A 16582-nucleotide genomic window follows, 5' to 3' on the forward strand; every position below is an offset into this window, starting at 1 on the left:
CGATGCCCCTCCCGAAAGCAGAACTGCACCTCCACATCGAAGGCACCCTGGAGCCCGAGCTGGCGTTCCGGCTCGCCGGGCGCAACGGTGTCCGGCTGCCGTACGCGGACACGGACGAGCTGCGCAAGGCGTACCGGTTCGAGGATCTCCAGTCCTTCCTGAACCTGTACTACGAGCTCATGGCCGTGCTGCGCACCGAGCGGGACTTCGAGGACCTCGCGAACGAGTACCTCGCGCGGGCCGCCGCGCAGGGCGTGCGGCACGCGGAGATCTTCTTCGACCCGCAGGCGCACATCGCCCGGGGCGTCCCGATGGGCACGGTCGTCGAGGGGCTGTGGCGGGCGCTCGGGAAGAGCGAGGAGAACCATGGCGTGTCCACCCGGCTGATCATGTGCTTCCTGCGGGACGAGTCGGCCGACTCGGCGCTGGAGACGCTGGAGGCGGCCCGCCCCTACCTCGACCGCCTCACCGGTGTCGGCCTCGACTCGGCCGAGGTCGGTCACCCTCCGGTCAAGTTCCGCGAGGTGTACGAGGCCGCCGCCGAGCTGGGGCTGCGGCGCGTGGCGCACGCGGGCGAGGAGGGGCCGCCCGCGTACATCACCGAGGCCCTGGACGTGCTCGGTGTCGAGCGCGTCGACCACGGTCTGCGCTGCCTGGAGGACCCGGCGCTGGTGGAGCGGCTGGTGCGGGAGCGGATCCCGCTCACCCTCTGCCCGCTGTCCAACGTCCGGCTGCGGGCCGTCGACGTCCTGACGGAGCACCCGCTGCGCGCGATGATCGAGGCCGGGCTGCTGTGCACGGTCAACTCCGACGACCCCGCCTACTTCGGCGGCTACGTCGCCGACAACTACCATGCGGTGCGCGATGCCCTCGGGCTGACCAAGGAGCAGATGCGCGAGCTGGCCCGCAACTCCTTCCTCGCGTCCTTCCTGGAGGACGACGAGGAGCGGCGGGCGCGTTATATCGCCGCGGTGGAGGCGTACGAGTTCTCGTAGCCCGGGATCTCGATCTGCACGACCGCGTCTTCGAGAGCCGGACGGGCCGCGACGGGCCGGCGCCTGAGAGCCACGGCCGTCAGCGGTACGGCGATCACGAGCAGACCGGCGGCGAGGATCGCGCCCATGACCGGGAACCCCGCCCGCGCCGACAACACGCTCCCGGTCAGCGGTCCCGCCGCCGTGCCCAGTGACGCGGCCGAGCCGACCAGGACCGCCCAGCGGCCGCGCGGATCCAGGGAGGCGGCGAGGCCGATCATGTACGACAGCACGACCGGGTAGAGCACGTTCCAGGCGATCTCGCCCGCCGCGAAGGTCATCAGGTCGGTCGCGGACGCGCTGAGCGCGATGCAGACCGCGATGAGCGCCGTACCGGCACCGACGGGGGTCGCCAGACCCAGCCGCGGGCCGAGCGCCCCCGCACCCACCACCCCGATCAGCGCGGCGCCGAGCGCGACCGCGAAGACCGCGCCGACGGTGGCCTCCGTGAGGTGCGCCTGGGAGAGGCCGATCCGGCCGCTGACGCCCCACAGGGAGTTCTGCACGAGGGACCAGCACGGCATGGCGGCGACCAGGACCAGGCCGGAGCGCCGGTGGGGAAGCGGCAGCCTGCCGGGCAGGGTGCGCGCGGGCGCCGTACGGAGGGAGAGCCGGCCGGTGAACGGCCACGCGGCCAGCGCGGTGAGCGCGATCGCGGCCAGGGGCTGTCCATGGCCCGCGCCGAGGTGCGGCACCGTCAGATAGACGGCGCCCGCGAGCGCGGAGACGCCGAGCAGGCCCAGGATGGAGGCGCGGTGCGGGTCGCCCTGTGCGGCGATGCCGGTGGCCGCGACCGCGGTGACCGTACCCGAGCCGAACCCGCCGACGAGCGCGCCCACGACCACGGCCGGTACGACCGTGGTGAGGGCGGCCCCGCCGTAGCCGACGACCGCGAGCAGGAGTCCGGCGCGGGCGAGCGTGCGGGCCCCGATCCGGTCGACCCTGGACGCCAGCAGAAAGCCCGCCGCCGCCGAACTCAGCAGCAGGGCACTGCCGATGGCACCGGCCTGGGTGGGGGAGAGGGGAAGCCCCGTGTCGAGTCTGCCGACGGTGGTCGGCAGTAGATACGGAGCGAGGTACCCGGCCGTGAAAAGGGCGACGAGGGGCCAGGCAGTGGTGCGGGGGGCGGACACGGGCGTTCCCGGGGCATGCGAAAGGAGCGGTTCAGGAAGGGGAGTGGGCGACGACCGTCGACGGACAGGAACGCGCGAGCAAGTTGTATCAATCAGGCGGTTGGGGAAAAAAGGGCGTTGAGTGTGATGTGGGTCACCTTCTGTTTGGGGTGGGGGAAGGCGGGTAAAAGTGCGCGCCATCGCCGGTGCGGGGCGCCGATGGGCGGAGGGGGCGGCGGAGGGTGCCGTTGACGGCCGCTGTTCGCGTATCTAATCTCGGTTCTCATATATGGATGATGTCTACATGGGGAGATGGCGCCGGTGGCCGGTGACACGCGGACGGAGACCGTGGCGCGGAGGCTGCGGGACGGCATGGCGAACGGCGTGCTGTCCTTCCCGCTCACGGCCTTCCACGACGACGGCTCCCTCGACCCCGCAGGCTTCCGCGCCCATGTCGCGGGGCAGCTCGCCACGGCGCCCGGCGCCCTCTTCCCCGCCTGCGGCACCGGTGAGTTCTTCTCGCTCGACGAGGACGAGTACCGGCGGGTCGTCGAGATCGCCGTCGAGGAGGCGGCGGGCCGGGTGCCCGTCGTGGCCGGGACCGGGTACGGCTGGGCGCAGGCCGCCCGATTCGCCCGGATCGCCGAGCAGGCCGGCGCCGACGCGCTGCTCGTCCTCCCGCACTACCTCGTCGCCGCCCCGCAGGACGGCCTGGCTGCCCAGCTGGAGCAGCTGGCCGCCCGCACCCGGCTGCCGATCGTCGCCTATCAGCGCGGCCAAGTGGCGTACGGCGTAAGGGCGTTCAAGCGGATCGCGGAGATTCCCGGGGTGATCGGGCTCAAGGACGGCCACAGCGATCTGGACCGCCTCCAGCGGCTCACCCTGGCCGCCCCCGAGGGCTTCCTGTTCTTCAACGGCGCCGCCACCGCCGAGATCCAGGCCCGCTCCTACGCCGCCGTCGGCGTCCCCGCCTACTCCTCCGCCGTCCACGCCTTCGCCCCCGAGATCGCGAACGCCTTCTTCGCCGCCCTGCGGGACGGCGACCACGGCACGGTCGACAAGCTGCTGCGCGACTTCTACGTCCCCTTCGTCGAACTCCGCGACCGCGTGCCCGGATACGCGGTGTCCCTGGTGAAGGCGGCGGCCCGGCTGCGCGGGCGCCCGGTGGGCCCCGTCCGCGCCCCGCTCACCGAGCCGTCACCCGACGACCTCGCCGGCCTCAAGACCCTGCTCACCACCGGACTCGACCTCGTAGGAGCCGCCCTGTGACCCGCGACCTGACCATCACCGAGGTACGGCTGACGCCCATCCTGGTCGCCGACCCGCCGCTGCTGAACACCCAGGGCGTGCACCAGCCGTACACCCCCCGGCTGATCGTGGAGGTGGTGACGGCCGACGGGACCACCGGGCTCGGCGAGACCTACGGCGACACCAAGTACCTGGAGCTGGCCCGCTCGCTCGCCGACCGTCTGATCGGCCGCCAGGTCACGGATGTGAACGCTCTGTTCACCCTCGACGTCGCCGTCGACGACTCCCGGGTCGAGGACGCCGTCGACGTCGGCGGACTGCGCGGCGTCCAGACCGCCGACAAGCTCCGGCTCTCCGTCCTCTCCGCCTTCGAGGTCGCCTGCCTGGACGCCCAGGGCAGGGCGCTCGGCCTGCCGGTGCACGCGCTGCTCGGCGGCAAGGTGCGGGACTCGGTCGAGTACAGCGCCTACCTCTTCTACAAGTGGGCGGCCCACCCGCAGGGCGTGCCGGCCGAGGCGGACGACTGGGGCGCCGCGCTCGACCCGGCCGGAGTCGTCGAGCAGGCACGGAAGTTCAAGGACCGCCACGGCTTCACCTCCTTCAAGCTCAAGGGCGGTGTCTTCCCGCCCGACGAGGAGATCGCCGCCGTACGGGCGCTCGCCGAGGCGTTCCCCGGGCACCCCCTGCGCCTCGACCCCAACGGAGCCTGGTCCGTGACGACCTCGCTCAACGTCGCGAAGGAACTCGGGGACGTCCTGGAGTACCTGGAGGATCCGGCGCTCGGCACCCCGGCGATGGCCGAGGTGTCCGCGGGGACCGACGTCCCGCTCGCCACCAACATGTGCGTGACGACCTTCGCCGAGATCAGGGAGGCGTTCGCGCGGGACGCCGTGCAGGTGGTGCTCTGCGACCACCACTACTGGGGCGGGCTGCGCAACACCCAGCACCTCGCGGCGATCTGCGACACCTTCGGCGTCGGGGTGTCCATGCACTCCAACACCCACCTGGGGATCAGCCTGGCCGCGATGACCCACGTCGCGTCCACCGTGCCCCGGCTCCACCACGCCTGCGACTCCCACTACCCCTGGCAGTCGGAGGACGTGCTGACCGAGCGGCTCGCCTTCTCCGGCGGCCGGATCACCGTCTCCGACGCCCCCGGCCTCGGCGTCGAACTGGACCGCGATCGGCTGGAGGTCCTGCACCGCAGGTGGGCGCGGAACGACGGGTCGCTCAGGGACCGGGACGACGCGGCGGCGCTGCGGGTGGCCGAACCGGGGTGGGTGACGCCAACGATGCCGCGCTGGTAGGGGCGGCCGGTCTCCGTACGAGGGGCTCCGGCGCGAGAGCGGTCGTACTGTCCGTGACGTGGTGCACACTGGCCAGATCCGCACCAGTCAGGGAGCGCACCGTGACCGCGTCCAACGCGTTTGCCGGGGAGGAACCGGAGCACCTCGGAGACCCGCAGCACAGCCCGGCCCACTTCGATCCGCTGGCCGCCCTGCGCACGCCGGACGACCCGCCCTGGGACGTCTACCTCACGGGCACCGTCTTCCTGGACATCATCTTCACCGGCCTCGACTCGGCTCCCGTGCGCGGGACCGAGTCCTGGGCGCGGGGCATGGGTTCGAGCCCCGGCGGCGTGGCGAACATGGCGACGGCCCTGGCCCGCCTCGGCCTGAAAACGTCCCTCGCGGCGGCCTTCGGCGACGACCACTACGGCGACTACTGCTGGGACGCGCTCGCCCAGGGCGAGGGCATCGACCTGTCCCCGTCGCGCACGGTCCCCGGGTGGCACTCCCCGGTCACGGTCTCGATGGCGTACGAGGGGGAGCGCACGATGGTCTCCCACGGTCACGAGCCGCCCCCCGAGGAGCCCGCCCCGGACTGCCCGCCACGCGCGCGTGCCGCGGTCGCGTCCCTGACGCCCGGCAAGAGCGCCCTCTGGGTCGCGCAGGCCGCGAACGACGGTACGCGGATCTTCGCGGACGTCGGCTGGGACGACACGGGCGCCTGGGATCTGGCCGGCCTCGCCGACCTGGCGCACTGCGAGGCGTTCCTGCCGAACGCCGAGGAGGCCAAGCGCTACACGGGCGCCGACTGCCCGCGCGCGGCGGCCCACGCCCTCACCGAGTTCGTACCGCTGGCGGTGGTCACCCTCGGCGCGGAGGGCGCCTACGCCGTGGACCGGCGGACCGGGGAGGCCGCCGAGGTGCCCGCGATCGCCGTCGAGGCCCTCGACCCGACCGGCGCCGGGGACGTGTTCGTCGCGGGCTTCGTCACCGGAACCCTGGCCGGCTGGCCCCTCGCCGACCGCCTCGCCTTCGCCGGCCTGACGGCCGCGCTGTCCGTCCAGGAATTCGGCGGCTCGCTCTCGGCCCCCGGATGGTCGGAGATCGGCGCTTGGTGGCGCAGGGTCCAATCGGTGGAGGGCCAGAACCCGGCCGCACTGCGCCGCTACGCATTCCTGGAACACCTGGTCCCGGAGGAACACCTCACACCCTGGCCCCGCCGCAGAGCGGTCCCGACAATCGGCTTCCGCCGCCCGGCGTGAGCCCCGGCTGACGAGGCCGTCACGGCCCCGGCCTCGGGCTCTGGCCGAGCGCGGGGCGGCTGGGGTGGACAGGGGCCGGTCCGAGCGGGGGTGTCCGCCTGGGCACCGTTTCCTGGTGCCGGATCCCGGCGGTTTGTGTGCCCTGGTGGGGTGGTCCGGGTCGCCGGGGGGATGTTCCGCGTTGGCGTTCCGTCCAGGGCTCTGACCGAGAGCGGGGGCGGCTGTGGTGGGCGGGGGCCGGTCCGAGCGGGGGGTGTCCGCCTGGGCACCATTTCCCGGTTCCGGATCCTGGGCGGCTTCCGTGCGGCGGGGCCGAGTCTCCAGGGGCCTGTTCCGCCTCGGGCTCTCGCCAAGCGCGGGGCAGCCGTGGCGGCCGGGCACAGGTCCGGGGCAGGGATGCGCGTGCGAGCGGCCGCTCGGTTCCAGACTCCTTCGGCTTCCGCGCTGCCGTGAGCGGGCGGTGGCGTTGGGCGGGCTGTCGAGGGTGCTGGGCGCGCCGGAGCCGTCTCGGGCGCGGGTCGGGTCCCGCCCCTTCCGCGCCGCCGTGAGCCGGGGGCGGCGTGGGTGCTGAGCGCGCCGGGAGTCGTCCCCGGGCGCGGGTCGGTCCTGCCCGGACTGCGCTGTCGTGAGCGGGTGGTGGCGTGCGCCGGGATGTCGACGGGTGCCGAGCATGCCGAGCGTGCCGGCGGTCGTCTCGGGCGCGGGTCGGTCCTGCCCGGACTGCGCTGTCGTGAGCGGGTGGTGGCGTGCGCCGGGACGTCGAGGGCGCCGAGCATGCCGAGCGCGGCGGCGGTCGTGTCGGGTGTGGGTCGGTCCCGTCTGGGTTGTGCTGTTTGCCAGGCCCCGTCGATAGTGCGCCCCCCGGCGCAGATCAGTGGTCCGATGCCTGGGACAGGACCGTCGTGATCTCCTCCCGGAGAGCCTCTCGGGCCGGGTCCGGGAGGGCGTCCAGGGGGGTGTGGCTCAGGGCGTCGAGGAGTTGGGTGGGGGTCGCGTCGCGGGGCAGGGTTTCGGAGAGGACCTCGTAGCCGTCGCGGACGGCGACGCGGAGTTCCGTGGGGTGGGCGGCCGCCGCGACTATCAGGGGTGGCGCACCGCCCGGCTCGCCGGGCAGCTTGCGGTAGCCGCTGGCCAGGGGCGTGCGCCAGCGGAGCTTCAGCAGGACCGGGCGCTTCGCCAGGACCTCGGTGAGGTCGGTCTCGTACGTGCCGTCCGTCGCCAGCACCACGGCACGCGCGTCCAGCACCAGAGCCGCCGGCAGCAGATCGCGCAGCGTGCTGCCGACGAGGTTGCCACCGACCGTCGCGGTCCGGCGCACCGCACCCGTGCCCACCCCGGCCGCCGCCCGCCACAGTACCTCCGGCACCCGCTCGTCGACCTGGTGCAGCAGTACGGCCCCGCCCACCTCCTCGGCCCCGATCACCCGCGCCTCGGGCACCTTGCGCAGCGACACCGCCTGCTCGGGAAAGCCGTCCCGCTGCCAGGCGGCCCACACCAGCGTGGCGCCGCCGACGGGTGTCGCACCCTCGGCCAGACACCCCTGCGCTTCGGACACGGACGTGGGCAGACGCAGCAACATGGCGGCCGACCTGCTTCCTTCGGACAGGTGGCCCTGGGTGACGTGGCCCACGACCACGTGCGGCGTGACACGGCGCATTCTGCCCACACGCCCGGGAGCGCATGCAGGGCTCACGGCTGCACAGCCGGGTGCCGAAAAGCCCTACGGCGTTGTCAGTGCCCCGTCGTACCCTTGGAATCGCGAGGCCGCCCTCAGCTACGCGGCCGTGACGAGGAGGAACCGCAGGCCTACAGCGCCGGCCCATGACTCAGACACCGACAGCTCACACCCCCGCGCAGGGACAGGCGAGAGCACAGTTCACGGTCCCTGCCCAGCACCCGATGGTCACCGTGCTGGGTTCCGGCGACTCCCTCCTGCGCGTGATCGAGAAGGCCTTCCCGGGGGCCGACATCCATGTCCGGGGCAATGAGATCAGCGCGGTCGGCGACCCCGGTGAAGTCGCCCTCATCCAGCGCCTGTTCGACGAGATGATGCTGGTGCTCCGCACGGGGCAGCCGATGACGGAGGACGCAGTGGAACGCTCGATCGCGATGCTGCGGGCGAGCGAGAACGGGGAGGGCCCGGAGGAGACCCCGGCCCAGGTGCTGACACAGAACATCCTGTCCTCGCGCGGCCGCACGATCCGCCCCAAGACGCTCAACCAGAAGCGCTACGTCGACGCGATCGACAAGCACACGATCGTCTTCGGCATCGGCCCCGCCGGTACCGGCAAGACCTATCTCGCCATGGCCAAGGCGGTGCAGGCCCTGCAGTCCAAGCAGGTCAACCGCATCATCCTGACCCGGCCGGCCGTGGAGGCGGGCGAGCGGCTCGGCTTCCTGCCCGGCACGCTCTACGAGAAGATCGACCCCTATCTGCGCCCGCTGTACGACGCGCTGCACGACATGCTCGACCCGGACTCCATCCCCCGCCTGATGGCGGCCGGGACGATCGAGGTCGCGCCGCTCGCCTATATGCGCGGACGCACGCTCAACGACGCCTTCATCATCCTGGACGAGGCCCAGAACACGAGCCCCGAGCAGATGAAGATGTTCCTCACCCGCCTCGGCTTCGACTCGAAGATCGTGATCACCGGTGACGTGACGCAGGTCGACCTGCCGAACGGCACCAAGAGCGGTCTGCGCCAGGTGCAGGAGATCCTGGAGGGCCTGGACGACGTCCACTTCTCCCGGCTGTCCTCCCACGATGTCGTACGGCACAAGCTGGTGGGCCGTATCGTCGACGCGTACGAGTTGTACGACAGCAAGCACGGCACCGAGAACGGCACCCACAAGGGCGGCCGGGGCAGGTCCGGGCACAAGGGGAAGTAGAGACACGGCACCACCATGTCGATCGACGTCAACAACGAGTCCGGAACCGAGGTCGACGAGCAGGCGATCCTCGACATCGCCCGCTACGCGCTCGCGCGGATGCGCATCCACCCGCTCTCCGAGCTCTCGGTGATCGTCGTGGACGCCGACGCCATGGAGCAGCTCCACATCCAGTGGATGGACCTGCCCGGCCCGACCGATGTCATGTCCTTCCCGATGGACGAGCTGCGGCCGCCGGCCAAGGACGAGGAGGAGCCCCCGCAGGGACTCCTCGGCGACATCGTGCTCTGCCCCGAGGTCGCCGCCAAGCAGGGGGCCGAGGCGCCCACGCAGCACTCCATGGACGAGGAGCTCCAACTGCTCACCGTCCATGGCGTGCTGCACCTGCTCGGCTACGACCACGAGGAGCCCGACGAGAAGGCCGAGATGTTCGGCCTGCAGGCGGCCATCGTGGACGGCTGGCGCCATGAGAAGGGCCTGACCGGCCCGTCCCCGGCGCCGACGGTCTCGTAAGCGGCTCCGATGAGTCCGCAGATCGTCATCGGCGCGATCGCCCTCGTCGTCGTCGCCTGGCTCGCCGCCTGCGCCGAGGCCGGCATCGCGCGGGTCTCCAGCTTCCGCGCGGAGGAAGCGGTGAAGTCCGGGCGGCGCGGCAGCGCACGGCTCGCCCAGGTCGCCGCCGACCCGACCCGCTATCTCAATGTGGCGCTGCTGGTCCGCGTCACCTGCGAGATGGCGGCCGCGGCCCTGGTGACCTATGCCTGCCTCCAGGAGATCGAGGTCACCTGGCAGGCGCTGCTCGCCGCGATCGGCGTCATGGTCCTCGTGTCGTACGTCGCCGTCGGTGTCTCCCCGCGCACCATCGGCCGCCAGCACCCGCTGAACACGGCGACGGCGGCCGCGTACGTACTGCTGCCGCTGGCCAGGATCATGGGCCCGATCCCCTCGCTCCTGATCCTCATCGGCAACGCCCTGACCCCCGGCAAGGGCTTCCGCCGCGGTCCCTTCGCCTCCGAGGCGGAGCTGCGCGCGCTGGTCGACCTCGCCGAGCAGGAGTCCCTGATCGAGGACGAGGAGCGCCGCATGGTGCACTCCGTCTTCGAACTCGGCGACACGCTCGTACGGGAGGTCATGGTCCCCCGGACCGACCTGGTCGTCATCGAGCGCTACAAGACCATCCGCCAGGCCCTCACCCTCGCCCTGCGCTCGGGCTTCTCGCGCATCCCGGTCACCGGGGAGAGCGAGGACGACATCGTCGGGATCGTGTATCTGAAGGACCTGGTCCGCAAGACGCACATCAGCCGCGACGCCGAGAACGACCTGGTGTCCACGGCCATGCGGCCCGCGTTCTTCGTGCCCGACACCAAGAACGCCGGCGACCTGCTGCGCGAGATGCAGAAGGAACGCAATCACGTCGCGGTCGTCATCGACGAGTACGGCGGGACCGCGGGCATCGTCACCATCGAGGACATCCTGGAAGAGATCGTCGGCGAGATCACCGACGAGTACGACCGTGAACTCCCGCCCGTGGAGGAGCTGGGCGACGACCGCTACCGGGTCACCGCCCGCCTCGACATCACGGACCTCGGTGAGCTGTACGGCCTGGAGGAGTACGACGACGAGGACGTGGAGACCGTCGGCGGATTGCTGGCCAAGGCGCTGGGCCGGGTGCCGATCGCCGGTGCCTCGGCCGAGGTCGAGCTCCCCGACGGGCGGAAGCTGGGGCTGACGGCGGAGGCCGCCGCGGGCCGCCGGAACAAGATCGTGACCGTGCTGGTGGAGCCGGTGGGGCAGCCGGCGGAGCGGGACGAGGAGTCCGAGTGACACCCGAGGAGCTGCGCGCCTTCTGTCTGTCGTTCAACGCGGTGGTGGAGGACTTCCCGTTCAGCCCGGGGGTCTCGGTCTTCAAGGTCCTGGGCAAGATGTTCGCGCTGAGCTCGCTGGACGACCGGCCCCTCACGGTCAACCTCAAGTGCGACCCGGAGGACGCGGTCCGGCTGCGCGGTGAGTACGAGGGCCTGATCGTCCCCGGCTATCACATGAACAAGCGGCACTGGAACACGGTCACCGTCGACGGCGAACTCCCGGACCGCCTGGTCGGTGAGCTCATCGAGGATTCGTACGACCTGGTCGTGGCCGGACTACCACGCGCCGACCGCCTCCGCCTCGACCGCCCCTGAGGCACCGCGGCCGCGCAGCCCGAGCCAGACCAGCAGGGCGGCCGCCGCGGCCGATGGCCTTTGCACGGTCGTCGCGCTTCCAGGAACTGCTGGCGGAGCTGAAGGGCGCGAGCCCCGAGTTCGCGGCGATGCGGGCGGAGCGGGACATCGAGGACGCCGGGCAGATCCGCAGGGAGCTGGACCATCCGGTGCTCGGGCTGCTGGTGGTGGAGTCGACGGCGATGAAGGTGGCCGCCCGGCCCGACCTGACGATCGTGCTGCACCGATGTACCCCGTGGCGGGGTGAGCGGGGTCGCGCTCCGTATGCTCGGAGCATGACCGACAGCAACGCGCTTGACCCCGAGGACCACAAGATCGTCACCCTGGCCCGTTCCGCTCGGGCACGCAACGACGTGCCCGAGGGCGCGGCCGTACGGGACGAGACGGGGCGTACGTATGTCGCCGGGACCGTCGCTCTCGACTCGCTGAAGCTCAGTGCGCTGCGGACCGCGGTGGCGATGGCGGTGGCGTCCGGGGCGACGTCTCTCGAGGCGGCGGCGGTCGTGACGTCTGCGGACAGTGCATCGGCGGAGGATCTGGCGGCCGTACGGGACCTGGGCGGTGCCGGGACGCCGGTGCTGGTGGCCGCACCGGACGGCACGGTCCGTACCACGGTCCAGGCCGGCTGACTCCCGTACCGGAGTAGTCCGGAATTCATCCTTGCCGTCGCTTGCCTCTCGCGCATCAATGGAAACGTAAGTTCCGACGGACCGTCAGGTCCGAGCCTTTCAGTGTGTCCGCACCCACCTGAGACAGGCATCCCGTCCATCCCCACATGGCATTCCCACCAACGGGAAGGGAGCCGGATTCCCCATGAGAGGCAAGCGCTTAGGAACTGGTGCGGCACTGACGGTCGGGGCCCTCGCGGTCACCGGCCTCGCGTTCGCACCCACCGCGGTCGCCGTCACCCCCCAGTCGGCGACCATCACCGCGGACTGCGGTGTCTTCGGCGGCGGTGCGGCCACGCTCACCGCCACCCAGAGCGGCACCTCGGCCACCATCACCCTCACGTCCAGCGCGGTCACCGCACCACTCGCCGTGTCGGCCGACTCGATCACGTCCAAGCTCACCCTGGTGAAGGCGAGCGGCGGTACCACCGTCTTCAGCGGGAAGAAGAACCCGGCCATGGCCGCCGGGGACCCCGTCAGCGTCGGCCCGCTCAGCGGCACCGTGGCCTCCGGTGACAGCCTGGAGGCGCACGGCGGCTCGCTGCAGATGACCGTCTTCGGCATCACGATCACCTGCACGGCGACGGCGAACCAGTCGCCGGGTCCGTTCGTCTTCGACTGATTCGACTCATTCGACCGATTCGACTGAGCGGTTCGTTCCGGATGCCGCAGAAACTGATGAACCGTCAGTTTTCTGCGGCATCTCCATTGACTTCTCACGTGACCTGCACATCAATGGCCCCCTGTCGGCGCAGCCGAGCCGCTGCGCCCGCAACCCTCAGGAGGGGGCATCCCATGGGTTCGACAGTCCGAAGATCCCGACGGTGGCGCTGGGCGTCGCTGTTCGGGGCGACCGCGCTCGCGGTCACCGCGGGCGGAGCGCTGGCCTGCCCGGCCGGTGCCGCGGGCACGAACGTGGACTTCGCCACGCACTGCATCCCGCCCGCGGTCGCGGGCATCCCGCCGATCGACGGCACCACCACCGCAAGCGTCTCGGTGGACAACACGAGTCCCAAGGTGGGCGACACCGTCACCGTGACCTACACGGTCGTCACGCCCGCCGCCAGCAACCCCACCGACATCGCCCTGCCGGCCGACATCATGACCCCGACCGGCAAGGTCACCCTCGGCGGTGCGCAGACCGGTTCGGTCACGGTCGCCGGGCCCAAGAAGAACACCCCGGTGCCGGGGAAGGGCGCCTTCCCGTCGTTCTCCATGACCGGGACGTTCACCGTCACCACGCCCGGCGCGATCACCCTGTCGCCCGGCGACTACAACATCCACACCAGCTACATCCTGGAGCTGGACACCCCCTGCACGGTCATCACGCCGCCCGCCCCGGTGTCGGAGACCGTCACGGCGACCTCCGGAACACCCACCAACACCCGCGCGATCTCGCTGAGTTCGGCATCCGGCAACCCCGGCGCGGGTGTCACCGTCAGCGGCAGCAACTTCACGCCGGGCGCCACCGTCACCCTCGCCGGACGGTCCGGGGACACCCAGACCGCGGACACGGCGACCGCGACCGCCAATGCCCAGGGCTCCTTCAGCGCCCCGATCACCGTCAACGACAGGACGACGACCGGGATCGTGGCGTACGAGGGCGCCTCCTGGAACGCCGACAAGGGCGCCGGTCCCGCCGCCTACGTCGTGAACGACACCACGCCCGTCCCCGACGGCAGCCAGAAACTGACCACCACCGTCAAGGCGGGAACCCTGTCCATGTCCCAGGCCGGGGACGCCGTCGCGCTCTCGGCGGTCGACTTCGGCAAGGGCGGCGCCTCCACGGGCGCCCTGCGGACGGTGACCGTCAAGGACTTCCGCGGCGGGCCCGCGGGCTGGTCCCTGACCGGCAAGGTCACCGACTTCACCGGTCCCGGCGCCAAGATCGATGCCGGCAAGCTGAGCTGGACCCCCGCCTGCGCGACCAAGGCGGGCAGCCCGAGCACCTGCAAGGCCGGTTCCGCGGGCGCGGTGGGCGCTTCGGGAGCGACGCTGGCGTCGACCCCCGACGGCACGGTCACCGGCGGTGAGTTCACCGTGGATGCCGGACTCTCCCTGGACGTACCGGCGTTCACGCCTCCGGGCGCGTACTCCGCCGTCCTGACCCTCACCCTCACCTGATCCGCCCGCTCTCGGCGGCCGGGCGCCCGACCGCACCGGGCCGCACCCGCCCGACCGCCGTCCCGACTCCGCCCGTGGGGGGTTCCGCACCCATGCGCAAGCCGTATGTCCTCCTCCTGAGCCTCATCGGTCTGTTCTGCGGGCTGACGGCCGGGCCCGCGCACGCCGCCGACAACGGCAGCTGGTCCGTCTACCCCGTCGCCTCCCAGGTCGCCGCCCGGCCCTACTTCTATCTCTCCGCCGGCCCCGGACAGACGATCAACGACAAGGTGGCCGTCGCCAACAAGACCGGCAAGCCGCTCACCTTCCGCCTCTACGCGGCCGACGCCTACAACACCGCCCGCGACGGAGGCTTCGCCGTGCGGACGGTCAAGGAGCGGATGCGGGGCGTAGGAGCCTGGGCGAAGCCCGCGCGGTCCCGGGTCACCGTGCCGGGCCACAAGACGGTCACCGTGCCCTTCACCCTGCACGTCCCGCAGGGCGCCGAACCGGGCGACCACCCGGGCGCGATCGTGGCGCTGGACATGGGGGTACACCCTGCTCGAGCGAAGTCGAGAGCTTGGGGGAGGGCCGACCCCGGCTCGGGTTCACTCGCGCTCGGGGTGCAACGGGCCGTCGGCGCCCGGGTCTACCTGCGGGTGAGCGGGCCCACGGTCCCCGCGATCTCCGTCGAGAACATGCACGTCACCCACCACCAGCCGCTCGTCCCCGGCCTCGGCGACAGCACGGCCACGATCTCCTACACGCTGCACAACACCGGCAACGTCACCCTCGACCCCAAGGTGGAGCTGCGCGCCCGGGGACTGTTCGGCCGTACGCTCCTGACGCGCGACCTGAGCCGGATCCCCGCCGAGCTGCTGCCGGGGCAGCGCGTCCGGCTCACCGAGCAGTGGCGGGACGCGCCCCAGCTCGACTGGGGGGACATCACGCTCACCGCGAGCGCCACGGGCACCCACGAGTCGGCGAGCGCGTCGTTCTTCGCGCTGCCGTGGCTGGTGGTGGCGCTGGCCTTCGCCGCGGGGGCGGTCGGTGGGGCGCTGTTCGTCAGAGCGCGTCGGGGCCGCGCTCGCCCGTCCGAACCCGTACGACCGTCTCGACCGGCACGGCCCACACCTTCCCGTCCCCGATCTTCCCCGTCTGCGCGGCCTTGACGATCGCGTCGATGACGTCCTCCGCGGCGGCGTCCTCGACAACGACCTCGATGCGGACCTTGGGCACCAGGTCGACGCGGTACTCGGCGCCCCGGTACACCTCGGTGTGGCCGCGCTGGCGGCCGTACCCACTCGCCTCGGTCACGGTCAGGCCGTGCACGCCGAGCTCCTGGAGGGCGGTCTTGACCTCGTCGAGCCGGTACGGCTTGACGATCGCGGTGATGAGCTTCATGCCTGGGGGGTGACCTTCTGGGCGGTGGGGACGACGGAGTGGGCGACCGGGGCTCCATGGCCCAGGACCCCGTGATCGTAGGCCGTCTCGGCGTGCACCGTAAGGTCCAGGCCGGTGTGCTCCTGCTCCTCGCCCGCACGGAAGCCCATGAGCTTGTCGAGGGCCATACCGATGCCGTACGTCACGCCGAACGCGTACACGGCCACGACCACCACGGCCACCAGCTGCTTGCCCAGCTGGGCGAGCCCGCCGCCGTAGAGAAGGCCTTCCGTGCCGCCGGTCATCGCCCTCTCGGCGAAGACGCCGATCAGCAGGGTGCCGATGATGCCGCCGACCAGGTGGACGCCGACGACGTCGAGGGAGTCGTCGTAGTTCAGCCTGAACTTCCAGCTCACCGCGTAGGAGCAGACGCCACCGGCGGCGAGGCCGACGACCAGGGCGCCGAGCAGGGAGACCGAGCCGCAGGACGGGGTGATGGCGACCAGACCGGCCACGGCACCGGAGGCCGCGCCGAGCGTGGTCGGATGGCCGTCGCGCCGCTGCTCGACGAAGAGCCAGCCGAGCAGGCCGGTGCAGCCGGCGGCGAGGGTGTTGAGGAAGACGGCGGCCGCAAGCCCGTTGGCGCCCAGGGCCGAGCCCGCGTTGAAGCCGAACCAGCCGAACCAGAGCAGACCGGCGCCGAGGACGACCATGGGCAGGTTGTGCGGCCGCATCGCGTCCTTCTTGAACCCCAGCCGCGGGCCCAGCACCAGGCACAGCGCGAGCCCCGAGGCACCGGAGGTGATCTCGACGGGCAGGCCGCCCGCGAAGTCGAGGGCACCGAGGTGGTGCAGGATCCAGCCGCCGGGCCCCCAGACCCAGTGAGTGACGGGAACGTATACGAGCAGCGCCCAGACGGGTACGAAGATCAACCATGCGCCGAAGTTCGCCCGGTCGGCGATCGCACCGCTGATCAGCGCCGCCGTGACGATCGCGAAGGTGAGCTGGAAGGTGGCGAAGAGAAGGGTGGGGACCGTGCCCTGGACGCTGTCCGGGCCGAGACCGCTCATACCGGTGTGGTCGAGCCCGCCGATGAGTCCGCCGCCGATGTCGTCGCCGAAGGCGAGGGAGTAGCCGGCCGCCAGCCACACCACCGTGACCAGGGCGATCGACACGAAGCTCATCATCAGCATGTTGAGGACGCTCTTCGTGCGGACCATGCCGCCGTAGAAGAGGGCCAGGCCCGGGGTCATCAGCAGGACGAGGGCGGTGGCGGCGAGCAGCCAGGCGGTGTCACCCGTGTCTGCGTGCGCGGCGGCGAGGGTCACGTCGTCTCCAACGGTGTGGGGGCTCGTCAGAGATTCCTGCGTACGCG

General features: G+C 71.7%; 16 protein-coding genes and 1 pseudogene. 13 read left to right on the forward strand and 4 right to left on the reverse strand.

The genetic code is table 11. From position 1 onward, the window contains the following. Nucleotides 1-2 precede the first annotated feature (2 nt). Nucleotides 3-995 (forward strand): adenosine deaminase, encoded by a 993-nt coding sequence (locus ACFY1J_RS02470; RefSeq protein WP_390706516.1) that lies wholly within the window; start codon nt 3-5, stop codon nt 993-995. Here ACFY1J_RS02470 and ACFY1J_RS02475 read toward each other — a convergent pair. Continuing rightward, on the reverse strand, nt 959-2167 hold the full coding sequence (locus ACFY1J_RS02475; RefSeq protein ID WP_390706515.1) for an MFS transporter: 1209 nt from the start codon (nt 2165-2167) through the stop codon (nt 959-961). The genes ACFY1J_RS02470 and ACFY1J_RS02475 overlap by 37 nt on opposite strands. A 291-nt stretch (nt 2168-2458) precedes the next feature. Between ACFY1J_RS02475 and ACFY1J_RS02480 the strand changes: the two genes are divergently transcribed. The 3 genes from ACFY1J_RS02480 to ACFY1J_RS02490 all read left to right on the forward strand — a co-directional run bounded on the left by ACFY1J_RS02480 (nt 2459) and on the right by ACFY1J_RS02490 (nt 5945). Further along, complete coding sequence (locus ACFY1J_RS02480) at nt 2459-3415, forward strand: 5-dehydro-4-deoxyglucarate dehydratase (protein ID WP_390706514.1); 957 nt, start codon at nt 2459-2461, stop codon at nt 3413-3415. Next, nucleotides 3412-4701 (forward strand): glucarate dehydratase family protein, encoded by a 1290-nt coding sequence (locus ACFY1J_RS02485; RefSeq protein WP_390730448.1) that lies wholly within the window; start codon nt 3412-3414, stop codon nt 4699-4701. The genes ACFY1J_RS02480 and ACFY1J_RS02485 overlap by 4 nt, the downstream gene beginning before the upstream one ends. A 101-nt stretch (nt 4702-4802) precedes the next feature. Continuing rightward, nucleotides 4803-5945: a carbohydrate kinase family protein gene (locus tag ACFY1J_RS02490; protein WP_390706512.1), complete on the forward strand. Its 1143-nt coding sequence runs from the start codon at nt 4803-4805 to the stop codon at nt 5943-5945. 871 nt (nt 5946-6816) lie between these two features. On the opposite strand, the gene ACFY1J_RS02495 is transcribed toward ACFY1J_RS02490, so the two are convergent. Continuing rightward, entirely contained in the window at nt 6817-7524 is a 708-nt protein-coding gene (locus tag ACFY1J_RS02495) for an FAD binding domain-containing protein (protein ID WP_390706965.1), read from the reverse strand. A gap of 242 nt (nt 7525-7766) precedes the next feature. Here ACFY1J_RS02495 and ACFY1J_RS02500 point away from each other — a divergent pair, with 242 nt between their 5' ends. From ACFY1J_RS02500 to ACFY1J_RS02540, 9 genes and pseudogenes are all read left to right on the forward strand, one after another. Beyond that, nucleotides 7767-8834 carry a PhoH family protein gene (locus ACFY1J_RS02500; RefSeq protein WP_363295085.1) on the forward strand — a complete coding sequence of 356 codons (1068 nt, stop codon included), beginning with the start codon at nt 7767-7769 and terminating at the stop codon, nt 8832-8834. Between the two features lie 15 nt (nt 8835-8849). Beyond that, on the forward strand, nt 8850-9347 hold the full coding sequence (ybeY, locus tag ACFY1J_RS02505) for an rRNA maturation RNase YbeY (RefSeq protein ID WP_390706510.1): 498 nt from the start codon (nt 8850-8852) through the stop codon (nt 9345-9347). Nucleotides 9348-9356: 9 nt separating this feature from the next. After that, on the forward strand, nt 9357-10658 hold the full coding sequence (locus ACFY1J_RS02510) for a hemolysin family protein (protein WP_390706509.1): 1302 nt from the start codon (nt 9357-9359) through the stop codon (nt 10656-10658). Further along, nucleotides 10655-11014 (forward strand): MmcQ/YjbR family DNA-binding protein, encoded by a 360-nt coding sequence (locus ACFY1J_RS02515; RefSeq protein WP_390706508.1) that lies wholly within the window; start codon nt 10655-10657, stop codon nt 11012-11014. The genes ACFY1J_RS02510 and ACFY1J_RS02515 overlap by 4 nt, the downstream gene beginning before the upstream one ends. Before the next feature lie 53 nt (nt 11015-11067). Further along, nucleotides 11068-11277: pseudogene (locus tag ACFY1J_RS02520) on the forward strand (hypothetical protein); the annotation flags it as partial. A gap of 51 nt (nt 11278-11328) precedes the next feature. Then, on the forward strand, nt 11329-11682 hold the full coding sequence (locus ACFY1J_RS02525; RefSeq protein ID WP_390706964.1) for a cytidine deaminase: 354 nt from the start codon (nt 11329-11331) through the stop codon (nt 11680-11682). 184 nt (nt 11683-11866) lie between these two features. Continuing rightward, the gene (locus ACFY1J_RS02530) at nt 11867-12343 is read left to right on the forward strand and encodes a hypothetical protein (protein ID WP_390706507.1); all 477 of its coding nucleotides are present in this window, start codon (nt 11867-11869) and stop codon (nt 12341-12343) included. Between the two features lie 173 nt (nt 12344-12516). Next, on the forward strand, nt 12517-13845 hold the full coding sequence (locus ACFY1J_RS02535; RefSeq protein ID WP_390730449.1) for a beta-xylosidase: 1329 nt from the start codon (nt 12517-12519) through the stop codon (nt 13843-13845). 92 nt (nt 13846-13937) lie between these two features. Further along, the gene (locus ACFY1J_RS02540) at nt 13938-14996 is read left to right on the forward strand and encodes a WxL protein peptidoglycan domain-containing protein (protein WP_390730450.1); all 1059 of its coding nucleotides are present in this window, start codon (nt 13938-13940) and stop codon (nt 14994-14996) included. On the opposite strand, the gene ACFY1J_RS02545 is transcribed toward ACFY1J_RS02540, so the two are convergent. Together ACFY1J_RS02545 and ACFY1J_RS02550 are read right to left on the reverse strand one after the other, a co-directional pair. Further along, nucleotides 14890-15228 (reverse strand): P-II family nitrogen regulator, encoded by a 339-nt coding sequence (locus tag ACFY1J_RS02545; protein WP_235452279.1) that lies wholly within the window; start codon nt 15226-15228, stop codon nt 14890-14892. The genes ACFY1J_RS02540 and ACFY1J_RS02545 overlap by 107 nt on opposite strands. Next, entirely contained in the window at nt 15225-16535 is a 1311-nt protein-coding gene (locus ACFY1J_RS02550) for an ammonium transporter (RefSeq protein WP_390706504.1), read from the reverse strand. The genes ACFY1J_RS02545 and ACFY1J_RS02550 overlap by 4 nt, the downstream gene beginning before the upstream one ends. Nucleotides 16536-16582 lie beyond the last annotated feature (47 nt).

The organism is Streptomyces sp. NPDC001406 (assembly GCF_042895285.1).
GTDB lineage: Bacteria > Actinomycetota > Actinomycetes > Streptomycetales > Streptomycetaceae > Streptomyces.